Origin of the sequence: Streptomyces sp. TLI_053, from assembly GCF_900105395.1 — a bacterium.
GTDB lineage: Bacteria > Actinomycetota > Actinomycetes > Streptomycetales > Streptomycetaceae > Kitasatospora.
Genome location: NZ_LT629775.1, coordinates 6,144,877 through 6,156,953, shown reverse-complemented (window position 1 = coordinate 6,156,953; position 12,077 = coordinate 6,144,877). Strand labels below are relative to the sequence as shown.

Here is a 12,077-nt window from a genome sequence, read left to right as displayed (position 1 = left end):
GGGCAGCAGACCCCGGCGGGCGCGGCGCGGGTTGTCCTGAGGACGCCCGCGCCGCCCCGGCCGCCGACGGTCCGGCGCTCGAGCCCCGGCGGTCACGGTCCGGCCATCACGATCCGGCGGTCACGATCCGGCGATCGCGTCCGGGACCGGGGCGGACGGCGTCCCGGACCGGTGGTGACCCTCCGCCACGAACGCCTGCCAGAGCCGGGTGTACGCCCCGCCCCGCGCCAGCAGTTCCTTGTGCGTGCCGTCCTCGACCACCCGGCCGTGGTCCAGCACGACCACCCGGTCCGCACGCTCGGCCGTGGTCAGCCGGTGCGCGATGACCAGGGTGGTGCGTCCGCCGCTGAGCCGGTCCGCGGCACGGTTGACCGCCGCCTCGGTGGCCAGGTCGAGCGCCGCGGTGGCCTCGTCCAGCAGCAGGACGTCCGGATCGACCAGTTCGGCCCGGGCCAGCGCGATCAGCTGACGCTGACCCGCCGAGAGGTTCCGCCCCCGGCCGGCGACCTCGTGCTCGTAGCCGCCGGACAGCCGGAGGATCATGTCGTGCGCGCCGACGGCGCGGGCCGCCGCCTCCACCTCGGCCGGGGAGGCCCCCGGCCGGCCGTACGCGATGGCCTCGCGCACCGTCCCGGCGAACAGGTAGGCCTCCTGCGGCACCACCCCGAGCCGGTGCCGGTACTGGGCGAGGTCGTAGCGGGTCAGGTCGACGCCGTCGACCCGGACGGTGCCGGACGTCGCGTCGTAGAACCGGGCGACCAGCTTGACCAGGGTCGACTTGCCCGCCCCCGTCTCGCCGACCAGCGCCACCGTCTGCCCGGCCGGGATCCGCAGGCTGATGTCGGTGAGGACGTCCGGGGCGCCGTCCGCGCCGCCGTTGTAGGCGAAGCCGACCCGGTCGAACTCGATCTCGCCGTGGAGCCCGGCCGGGACGGGCACCGGGTCGGCCGCCTGCGCGGTGCTGGTCGGGGTGCGCAGCAGCTCGCGGATCCGGCCGAGGCCGACCGCCGCCTGCTGGTAGCCGTCGAACACCTGGGAGAGCTGGTTGACCGGCGCGAAGAACAGGTCGATGTAGAGCAGGTAGGCGACCAGCGCGCCGACGGTGAGCGTCCCGGCGTCCACCCGCGACGCACCCATGATCAGCACCAGCGCGGCGGCCACGCTGGAGAGGAACTGCACGAACGGGAAGTACAGCGAGATGTAGAGCTGGGCCCGGACCCTGGCGTCCCGGTAGGCGATGCCCCGGGCGACGAAGCGGTCCGTGTTGGCGTCCAGCCGGCGGAACGCCTGGACGATCCGCATGCCGGCCACGTTCTCCTGGAGGTCCGCGTTGACCGTGCTGATGAGGTCCCGGGAGATCTCGTACTGGGCCTTGGACTTCCGGCGGAACACCAGGGTCGCGACCGCGAGCAGCGGCAGCACCGCGAAGACCGCCAGGGCGAGTCCGGCGTCGATCACCAGCAGGGCGGCGAAGATGCCGAGGAAGGTCAGCAGGCTGACCACCGCCGTGACCACACCGGTCTGCAGGAACGAGGTGAGCGAGTCCAGGTCGGTGGTCATCCGGGTCATGATCCGGCCGGACAGTTCACGTTCGTAGTAGTCGAGGCCGAGCCGGTTGAGGTGGGCGAAGATCTTGAGCCGGAGCGAGTAGAGCACCCGCTCGCCGGTGCGGCCGCTGACCCGGTTCTCGGCGCCCTGCACCAGCCAGTCCAGCAGGACGATCACCAGGGCGGCGAGCGAGGCGGCGACGACTCCGGTCATGACGCCCTTGCTGACGCCGTCGTCGATGCCGTGCCGGATCAGGATCGGCAGGACCAGGCCGGCGCCCGCGTCCAGGGCCACCAGGAGCAGCGCCAGGGTGAGCGGGACCCGGAAGGGGCGCAGCAGGCGGCGGAGACTGAAGTCGGGGTCGCCCCGCTCGGCCTCGGCGCGGGGGATCGCCGGATGGTCGGTGGCCGGTGGGAGGGCGGCGACCCGAGCGAGCAGCTCGGGTGCGGCGGTGCGGGCGGCCTTGGCCAGGGCCGGGGTGGGCATGGCCGGGATGGGAATGGCGGGGGTGGGGGTGCTCGCGCCGGTGACGTCGGTGTCGGCGGCGTCGGCGTCGGCATTGGCATTGGCATCGGCGGTGGTGCCGGTGTCCTGGGTGGACTCCGTACCGGTGGCCGTGGGCGGCTCGGTCGCTCCGGGTGCCGCCGGGGGTGCGGCGGGGGTGGTCCGGCCGGCCTCGGGGTCGGTGATCAGGGCCCGGTAGCGGGGACATCGGGCCTCGAGTTCCTCGTGGGTGCCGATGTCGAGCAGGCGGCCGTGGTCCAGGACGGCGATCCGGTCGGCCAGTTGGAGGGTGGAGCGGCGGTGCGCGATCAGCAGGGTGGTGCGGCCGGCCATCACCGAGCGCAGCGCGTCGTGGATCTCGGCCTCGATCTGCGGGTCCACGGCCGAGGTGGCGTCGTCGAGCAGCAGGATCCGGGGGTCGGTGAGGATCGCCCGGGCCAGGGCGATGCGCTGGCGCTGGCCTCCGGACAGGGTGAGGCCCTGCTCGCCGACCTTCGTCGCGTAGCCGTCGGGCAGCGCCCGGACGAACTCGTCGGCCTGGGCGGCGCGGGCGGCCGCGACGATCTGCTCGTCGGTGGCGTCCGGGCGGCCGTAGGCGATGTTGGTGCGGACGGTCTCGGAGAAGAGGAAGCTCTCCTCGGGCACGATGCCGACGGCCGACCGGACCGAGTCGAGGGTCAGGTCGCGCAGGTCGTGGCCGTAGAGGCGGACGGCGCCGTCCGCCGGGTCGTAGAAGCGGGGGACCAGCTGCGCGACGGTGGACTTGCCCGAACCGGAGGAGCCGACCAGGGCGAGGGTCTCGCCGGGGGCGAGGCGGAGGCTGAGTCCGTGCAGGACCGGGGCCGGGTGCTCGGGGTCGTAGCGGAACTCGACCCGGTCGAACTCCAGCGCCACCTCGGTGGTGAGCGGGCCGACCACGCGCGGACCGGTGGTCGGACCTGCGTCCGGGGTGGTCCGGGGTACGGGGGCGCCGGCGTTCGGGGTGGTCTCGGGCACGGGGGCGCCGGCGTCCGGGGTGGCGTCGGGCACGGGGGCGCCGGCCGCCGGGGTGGTCTCGGGCAGGGCGGCGCCGGCGTCCGGGCCGGCGGCCAGGTCGAGGACGACCGCGTCCGGGCGTTCCCGGACCAGCGGCCGCTCGTCGATCAGCTGGAGCACGCGTTCGACACCGGCCCGGGCCTGCTGGCCGACCGTGATGACCATGGTCATCATCCGGACCGGGCCGGTCATCTGCGCGACGTAGGTGGAGAAGGCGACGAAGGTGCCGAGCGAGACCCGGCCCTCGACCGCCAGCCAGCCGCCGAAGGCCAGTACCGCCACCTGGGCGAGCGCCGGGACGGCCTGCATGGCGGGGTTGTAGCGACTGTTGAGCCGGATCGAGCGCAGTCGGGCGGCGAAGAGACTGCGCGAGGCCGTCTCCAGCTTGTCCAGCTCCTGCGCCTCCTGCCCGAAGCCCTTGACCACCCGCACGCCGCCGATCGCCTCGTCGACCACTCCGGCGACGGCCGCGGCCTCCTGCTGGGCGGCCCAGGTGGAGGGGAACAGCCGCTTGCGGCTGAGCGTCGAGACCCACCACAGCACCGGGGCCATCACCAGCGCGACCAGGGTGAGCGGCGGCGAGAGCCAGACCATCACGCCGAGCGACATGACGAACATGAGCAGGTAGCCGGTCATCATCGGCAGCATCGAGAGCAGCCCGTTGACCAGTTGGAGGTCGGAGGTGGCGCGGCCGACCACCTGTCCGGTGTCGAGCCGGTCCTGGCGGTGGCCGTCGAGTCTGCCGAGCGAATGGAAGAGGTCGGCGCGCAGGTCGTGCTGGACGTCCACGGCCAGCTGCCCGCCGTAGTAGCGGCGGACCTGGGTGCAGCCGAACACGACGGCGGCGGCCAGCAGCAGGACCACGGCCCACGGGGCGAGCGGCCGGGAGTGCGCGGTGATGACGTCGTCGATGATCAGCTTGGTGACCAGGGGCACCAGGGCGGTGACGGCCATGCCGAGCAGCGAGGCGCCGAAGGCGAGCAGCACGCTGCGCCGGGAGCGCCAGCAGTAGCCGAGCAGCCGTCGGAGCCAGCCCGCGGTGTCGGGGCCGTCGGCGCCGACCGGCGTGCCGGAGTCGTCGGGGGCGGTCGTGGACGGTCCGGGCGTCCGGTCCGGTCGGTCAGGCCCGTCCCCGGGCTTGTCCGCCGAGGTGCCCGCGTCGCTCTTGGCGCCGTCCGCGCCCGCAGCGCCGGCTCGGGTGCTGCTCGGAGAAAGCTCCACCGTAGATCCGTGAGTCTCAGGCATATTTAGGGATGCTAACCATTCCGTCGGGTGACCGCCATGGATTTTTCAGGCCAGGACGTGCCGGGGGCCCCGGCCCGACGGACGGGGCAACAGCCCGCAGCCTGCGGTGATTCCCGCCGGACCGGACCGGCGCTCGTTACCAGGGTCGCCGACGGAGCGGGAACCGCCCACCGCCCACCGACGCAGGGGGCGGACCTCCCTTGGTCCTAGGTCGGGCGCCCGACCCGGTCTGCCCCGAACGGAGCAACGGCCCTGCGGGAGCGGCGGGCCTGCGGGGACGGCGGGCCCGCGGGGACGGTGCGGGCCCGCGGGTCAGGCCCGCGCGGTGTCGGAGGCGGCGATGTCGGAAGGGGCGGCGTCGGAAGCGGCAGTGCCGGAGGTCGCGGTGTCGGTAGCACGGGCGTCAGCCCCGGCGGCGACGGAGGCGGCGGCCGCCGAGAACGCGCCGTGGGCGAGGTCGTGCAGCAGTGCGGCCATCGCGTCGCGGGTGAGCCCGGCCCGCTCGTCGCCCTGGGCGGGATTCGGGCCGTGACTGTGCGGGGTCGAGTTGATGAGCCCGAAGACGGCGTGCACCGCCGCCCGGGCGACCGGCTCGGCGGTCGGGGCGGCGAGCGGCGGAAAGGCCTGGCGGACCACCTCCACCCAGAGCTCCACGTAGGCGCGCTGGAGCCGGCGGACGGTCCTGCGGTCCTCGTCACGGAGGTTGAGCAGTTCGCGGTCGTGCAGCGTGATCAGGTCGCGGTCGTCGAGCGCGAAGTCGACGTGGCCGCCGATCAGCGCGTCCAGCGCGGCGGCCGGGCCCTCGCTGCCGCCCGCACGGCGGCGCCCCTCCTCCAGCAGCCGCTCGCTGATGCCGACCAGCAGGTCGGCGAGCATCGCGTCCTTGCCGGCGAAGTGCCGGTAGAGGCCGGGGCCGCTGATGCCGACGGCCTTGCCGATCTCGTCGACGCCCACGCCGAGGAAGCCCCGGGCCGCGAAGAGTCGGGCGGCCTCCCTGCGGATCTGGTCGCGGCGTGCGAGCCCGGAGGCGGATGGGACGTTCGGCATGCCGACCATCGTAGACAGTCGCGTTATCGGTGGTTAACCTGGGCGACGGAAGTTAACGTTCATTAACGTGTGGGGGTCGCGGGCTCACCGGCCCTGTCGGCCCACCTGCCGCCGAGGGCAAGGGAGCTCTTGGGATGGTCATCTCCACTGTCGGCGCACCCACCGGCATCAATGGCAGCGCGGCGGCCGGTACCCCGGCGGGCGGCGCGGCCCACGGCCGCGGCGCACCCGGTGCGGCCGCGCCGGCACCCCGGCTCGACACGGCCGCCGACCCCGGGTCCGAGGCGTTCCGGACGAACACCGCCGCCCACCGGGCCCTGGTCGCCGAACTCCGCGAGAAGCTCGGCACGGCCGCGCTCGGGGGCGGTGCCAGAGCCCGCGACCGGCACACCGCGCGCGGCAAGCTGCTCCCCCGCGACCGGGTGGACACCCTGCTCGACCCGGCCTCCCCCTTCCTCGAACTGGCCCCGCTGGCAGCCGACGGGATGTACGACGGCGCCGCCCCGGCCGCCGGGGTGATCGCCGGCATCGGCCGGGTCGCCGGGCGCGAGGTGGTGGTGGTCGCCAACGACGCCACCGTCAAGGGCGGCACCTACTACCCGATGACGGTCAAGAAGCACCTGCGCGCCCAGGAAGTGGCGCTGGAGAACCGGCTCCCCTGCGTCTACCTGGTCGACTCCGGCGGTGCCTTCCTCCCGATGCAGGACGAGGTCTTCCCGGACCGCGACCACTTCGGCCGGATCTTCTACAACCAGGCGCGCCTCTCCGCCGCGGGCATCCCGCAGATCGCCGCCGTGCTGGGCTCCTGCACGGCCGGCGGCGCGTACGTCCCGGCGATGAGCGACCAGGCCGTCATCGTCCGCAACCAGGGCACCATCTTCCTCGGCGGACCGCCGCTGGTGAAGGCGGCGACCGGCGAGGTGGTGACCGCCGAGGAGCTGGGCGGCGGCGACCTGCACTCCCGGACCTCCGGTGTCACGGACCACCTGGCCGAGGACGACGCCCACGCGCTGTCCATCGTCCGCACCATCGTCGCCGGGCTCGGCCCGCGCACCGCCCGCCCGTGGCCGCTCACCCCGGCCGAGCCGCCGGCCGTCGACCCGGCCGGCCTGTACGGGGCCGTCCCGGTCGACCCGCGCACGCCGTACGACGTGCGCGAGGTGATCGCCCGACTGGTCGACGGCAGCCGGTTCGCCGAGTTCAAGGCCGAGTACGGCGCGACCCTGGTGACCGGCTTCGCCCGGATCCACGGCCACCCGGTCGGCATCGTCGCCAACAACGGCGTGCTGTTCGCCGAGTCCGCCCTCAAGGGCGCCCACTTCATCGAGCTGTGCGACCAGCGCGGCATCCCCCTCCTCTTCCTGCAGAACATCACCGGCTTCATGGTCGGGCGGCAGTACGAGGCGGGCGGCATCGCCAAGCACGGCGCCAAGATGGTCAACGCCGTCGCCTGCACCCGCGTCCCGAAGCTGACGGTGGTCATCGGCGGCTCCTACGGGGCCGGCAACTACTCGATGTGCGGCCGGGCCTACTCACCCCGCTTCCTGTGGATGTGGCCGAACGCCAAGATCTCGGTGATGGGCGGCGAGCAGGCCGCCTCCGTGCTGGCCACCGTCCGCCGCGACCAGTTGGAGGCCCACGGCGAGGAGTGGGCCACCGAGGCGGAGGAGGAGTTCAAGCGCCCCGTCCGCGAGCAGTACGAGCGCCAGGGCAACGCCTACTACGCCACCGCCCGGCTCTGGGACGACGGCGTGATCGACCCGATGGACACCCGGACCGTGCTCGGCCTCGCCCTCACCGCATGTGCCAACGCCCCGCTCCCGGAGCCCGGCCCCTTCGGCGTCTTCCGCATGTAGCGCTCCTCCAGGGGCGGCGGCCCACCCGCTCCGCCGCCCTCCCCGGTGCCCGGCACCCACCCGGTGCCCGCCACCTCCTTCGTACGGCCCCCTCGACCCGGAGGAACGCCTCCCATGTTCGACACAGTCCTGGTCGCCAACCGCGGCGAGATCGCCGTCCGGGTGATCCGCACCCTGCGGCGGCTCGGCGTGCGCTCGGTCGCCGTGTTCAGCGACGCCGACGCCGACGCGCCGCACGTCCGCGAGGCCGACGTCGCGGTCCGGCTCGGCCCGGCCGACCGCAGCGACAGCTCCGCCGCCGAGACCTACCTGCGGACCGACCAGATCCTCGCCGCCGCCCGCCGGACCGGCGCCCAGGCCGTCCACCCCGGCTACGGCTTCCTCGCCGAGAACGCCTCCTTCGCGCGTGCCTGCGCCGACGCCGGCCTCGTCTTCATCGGTCCTCCTCCCGCCGCGGTCGAGCTGATGGGTGACAAGATCAACGCCAAGGAGGCCGTGCGGTCCGCCGGCGTGCCGGTGGTCCCGGGCAGCCGGGCCACCGCGCCCACCGACGAGGACCTCGTCGCGGCGGCCGCCGACATCGGCTACCCCGTCCTGCTCAAGCCCTCCGCCGGCGGCGGCGGCAAGGGCATGCGCCTGGTCCGCGACCCGGCCGAGCTGCCGACCGAGATCGCCGCCGCCCGGCGCGTCGCCCGCACCGCCTTCGGTGACGACACCCTGCTGCTGGAACGCTGGATCGACCGGCCGCGCCACATCGAGGTGCAGGTACTGGCCGACGCCCACGGCAGCACCGTCCACCTCGGCGAGCGCGAGTGCAGCCTGCAGCGCCGCCACCAGAAGCTGATCGAAGAGGCTCCCTCCGTCCTGCTCAATGCCGAGACCCGCGCCGCCATGGGCGCCGCGGCCGTCCGGGCCGCCGAGTCCTGCGGTTACACCGGAGCCGGCACCGTGGAGTTCATCGTCCCCGGCATCGACCCGGACTCCCCCACCGCCACGGAGGGGGTGCGGGACTTCTTCTTCATGGAGATGAACACCCGTCTCCAGGTGGAACACCCCGTCACCGAACTCGCCGTCGCGGTGGCCGGATCGGGGCGGCTCGACCTGGTCGAGTGGCAGCTGCGGGTCGCCGCCGGTGAACCCCTCGCCTTCGCCCAGTCCGACATCTCCTTCCAGGGCCACGCCATCGAGGCCCGGATCTGCGCCGAGGACCCGGAACGGGACTTCCTGCCCACCGGCGGACGCATCCTGCTCCTCGACGAACCCCGGGGCGAGGGCATCCGAGTGGACTCCGGGGTCGCCCCCGGGACCGTGATCACCAGCTCCTACGACCCCATGCTCGCCAAGGTCATCGCCTACGGGCCCGACCGTCCGACCGCGCTGCGGCGCCTGCGCGCCGCACTCGCGGACACCCGGATCCTCGGCGTCACCACCAACACCGGCTTCCTGCGACGGCTCCTCGCACACCCCGAGGTCACCGCAGGACGACTCGACACCGGCCTGGTCGAGCAGACGGCGCAGCGGGAGCCCGGGCTGCTCGCCTCCCCGTACTCCCCGGCCACCGCGGCCGCGACCCCGGCGACGACGCCCGGGACCTCGGCGACGGCCCCCGGCACCTCCGACCCCCTGCCGACGGAGGAACCGACCCCGGCCCACCTCCTCTACTACGCGGCCGCGCTCGCGCGGCACCTGGACCTCACCCCCGCCGCCGACCCCGACGGCTGGACCGACCCGTTCTCCCTTCCCTCCGGCTGGCGCCTCGGCGGCGCCCCCGCCTGGACCACCCACCGGCTCCGCGTCCCCGGCCAGGACCCGGTGTCGGTGAGCGTCCGCCCGATCACTGCGAGCAACGTAGCCGAGGCCACTGACAATCCGTCCGGGACCGCCGCCGAGGTCGAGATCCGGCTCGGCTCCGGACCGGTCCACCGCGCCCGGGCCGACCGCTCCGACGACCGCCTCCGGCTCACCGTCGACGGCCTGCGGACGGGCTTCGCCCTCGCCGAGGACCGGACCGCCGCGACCGTCGGCCCGGTGACCTGGCTGGGCGTCGACGGCGACGCCTGGCCGGTGCACGGCCACGACCCGGTCGGCGAGGGCGCCGCCGACGGCGCCGCCCACCACGGCGCCCTGACCGCGCCGATGCCGGGCACCGTGACGGTCGTCAAGACCACCGCCGGGGAGTCGGTCCGCAAGGGCCAGCCCCTGCTCGTCCTGGAGGCCATGAAGATGGAGCACGTGATCTCGGCCCCGCACGACGGCACGGTCAGCGAGCTCCGGGCCACCGCCGGCGCCACCGTGGCGATGGAGGAACTGCTGGTCGTCGTGACCCCCGCCGAGGCCGCGTCCGGCCCGGCGGCCGACGGGCCCGTCCCGGCGGTGCGGTCGTGACCGCCGCCGCGCCGAGAGGCGCCGGCCCCGCTGACGGCCCCACGACCGACCCCGCGCGCGAACCCGACGCCCTCGACCTGGGGCTGCCCGCCCCGGTCCGCGCCCCCGGCCTGCCCGAGGAGGTGCGGATCCACGAGGTCGGTCCGCGCGACGGGCTGCAGAACGAGAGCGCCCTCGTCCCGGTCGAGGTCAAGGCCGAGTTCATCGACCGGCTGGCCGCCGCCGGGCTGCGCACCGTCGAGGCCACCAGTTTCGTCCACCCGAAATGGGTGCCCCAGCTCGCCGACGCCGAGGAGCTGATGCCCCGGCTGGCCGGCCTCCCGGACCGCCGGCCCGGGCTGCGGCTGCCGGTGCTGGTGCCCAACGAGCGCGGGCTCGACCGCGCGCTGGCCCACCACGCCACCGACGTCGCGGTGTTCGCCAGCGCCACCGAGACCTTCGCCCGACGCAACCTCAACCGCTCGGCGGACGAGGCGATGGCGATGTTCCGCCCCGTGGTGGAACGGGCCTCGGCCGCCGGGGTCCCGGTCCGCGGCTACCTCTCGATGTGCTTCGGCGACCCCTGGGAGGGACCGGTCCCGGTCGCCCAGGTGGTCCGGTCCGGTCTGCGGCTGCTGGAACTGGGCTGCGCCGAGCTGAGCCTCGGCGACACCATCGGCGTGGCCACCCCGGGCCAGGTCACCGACCTGCTCGACGGGTTCGCGGCGGCGGGCGTCCCCGTCGACCGGCTGGCGGTGCACTTCCACGACACCTACGGCCAGGCGCTCAGCAACACGCTGACCGCGCTGCGCGCCGGGGTCACCGCCGTGGACGCGTCCGCCGGCGGACTGGGCGGCTGCCCCTACGCCAAGAGCGCCACCGGCAACCTGGCCACCGAGGACCTGGTGTGGATGCTGCACGGCCTCGGCATCCGGACCGGCGTCGACCTGCGCGCCCTGATCGCCACCAGCGGCTGGATGGCCCGCCGCCTCGGCCGCCCGAGCCCGTCCCGCACGGTCCAGGCCCTGCTCGGCTCCACCGGGGCCGGGGCCCCGGACTGACCCAGGACCGACCCCGCACCGACCGTCCCGCCCGTCGGCCGGGCGACTGCCCGCCCGGCCGGCACCCCCGCGGACCCGGCCCTTCGACCGCCGGCCGGTCCGCCCCCGTCCGTCCGCTCTTCGCACCGACCGCCGTCCGTCACACCCGCACGGACGGCGGTCGCCCCGACCACGCCCGCGCCCACCCCGGCGGGGCCCCAGGAGGATCACCATGCTCGACCACCGGTTGAACACCGAGTACGAGGAACTGCGGCGCACCGTGGCCAAATTCGCCCAGGACGTGGTCGCGCCGAAGATCGGCGAGTACTACGAGCAGGGCGAGTTCCCCTACGAGATCGTGCGGGAGATGGGGCGGATGGGCCTGTTCGGCCTGCCGTTCCCGGAGGAGTACGGCGGCATGGGCGGCGACTACTTCGCGCTCTGCCTGGTGCTGGAGGAGCTGGCCCGGGTCGACTCCTCGGTCGCGATCACCCTGGAGGCGGCGGTCTCGCTCGGCGCGATGCCGATCCACCGCTTCGGCACGGAGGAGCAGAAGCGGGAGTGGCTGCCCCGGCTGACCTCCGGCGAGCTGCTCGGCGCGTTCGGCCTGACCGAGCCCGAGGGCGGCTCCGACGCCGGGGCGACCCGCACCACCGCCCGCTACGACGAGGCCACCGACGAGTGGGTGATCAACGGCACCAAGTGCTTCATCACCAACTCCGGCACCGACATCACGGGTCTGGTCACCGTCACCGCGCTCACCGAACCGCTCGCTCGTTCGAGTGAAGAGGGCGAATTCTCCTCGCCCCGGCGCGAAATCTCCTCCATCATCGTGCCCACGGGGACCCCCGGGTTCCAGGTGTCGAAGAAGTACTCGAAGGTCGGATGGAACGCATCCGACACCCGCGAACTGTCCTTTACCGACTGCCGCGTTCCCGCGGCCAACCTGCTGGGCGAGCGAGGTCGCGGCTACGCCCAGTTCCTGCGGATCCTCGACGAGGGCCGCATCGCGATCGCCGCCCTGGCCACCGGCCTGGCCCAGGGCTGCGTCGACCAGTCCGTCCTCTACGCCGGTACCCGCCGCGCCTTCGGCCGGCCGATCGGCGCCAACCAGGCCATCCAGTTCAAGCTCGCCGACATGGAGATGCGCGCCCACACCTCCCGCCTCGCCTGGCGGGACGCCGCATCCCGGCTGCTGCACTCGGAACCGTTCAAGAAGGAGGCCGCGATCGCCAAGCTGTACTCGTCGGAGGCCGCCGTCGACAACGCCCGCGAGGCGACCCAGATCCACGGCGGGTACGGCTTCATGAACGAGTTCCCCGTCGCCCGCTTCTGGCGGGACTGCAAGATCCTGGAGATCGGCGAGGGCACCTCGGAGGTGCAGCGCATGCTCATCGCACGCGAGCTCGGCGTCTCCTGAGGCTGCGACAGGTCTCTT

At 74.1% G+C, this 12,077-nt stretch carries 6 protein-coding genes; 4 read left to right on the top strand and 2 right to left on the bottom strand.

The genetic code is table 11. The annotated features are described in order from the left end of the window. Window positions 1–120 precede the first annotated feature (120 nt). Together BLU95_RS25435 and BLU95_RS25430 are read right to left on the bottom strand one after the other, a co-directional pair. Entirely contained in the window at window positions 121–4,107 is a 3,987-nt protein-coding gene (locus BLU95_RS25435) for an ABC transporter ATP-binding protein (RefSeq protein ID WP_093865120.1), read from the bottom strand. Window positions 4,108–4,644: 537 nt separating this feature from the next. After that, window positions 4,645–5,379 carry an SACE_7040 family transcriptional regulator gene (locus tag BLU95_RS25430; RefSeq protein WP_093865119.1) on the bottom strand — a complete coding sequence of 245 codons (735 nt, stop codon included), beginning with the start codon at window positions 5,377–5,379 and terminating at the stop codon, window positions 4,645–4,647. Between the two features lie 134 nt (window positions 5,380–5,513). On the opposite strand from BLU95_RS25430, the gene BLU95_RS25425 reads away from it, so the two are divergent. The 4 genes from BLU95_RS25425 (at window position 5,514) to BLU95_RS25410 (ending at window position 12,059) form a co-directional block, all read left to right on the top strand. Continuing rightward, window positions 5,514–7,235, top strand: coding sequence for a carboxyl transferase domain-containing protein (locus BLU95_RS25425; RefSeq protein WP_231977780.1), 1,722 nt, complete (start codon window positions 5,514–5,516; stop codon window positions 7,233–7,235). Between the two features lie 114 nt (window positions 7,236–7,349). Next, window positions 7,350–9,620: an acetyl/propionyl/methylcrotonyl-CoA carboxylase subunit alpha gene (locus BLU95_RS25420; protein WP_093862023.1), complete on the top strand. Its 2,271-nt coding sequence runs from the start codon at window positions 7,350–7,352 to the stop codon at window positions 9,618–9,620. Window positions 9,621–9,697: 77 nt separating this feature from the next. After that, window positions 9,698–10,660, top strand: coding sequence for a hydroxymethylglutaryl-CoA lyase (locus BLU95_RS25415; RefSeq protein WP_093865117.1), 963 nt, complete (start codon window positions 9,698–9,700; stop codon window positions 10,658–10,660). 211 nt (window positions 10,661–10,871) lie between these two features. Beyond that, entirely contained in the window at window positions 10,872–12,059 is a 1,188-nt protein-coding gene (locus BLU95_RS25410) for an acyl-CoA dehydrogenase family protein (protein ID WP_093862022.1), read from the top strand. The last annotated feature ends 18 nt before the right edge of the window (window positions 12,060–12,077 follow it).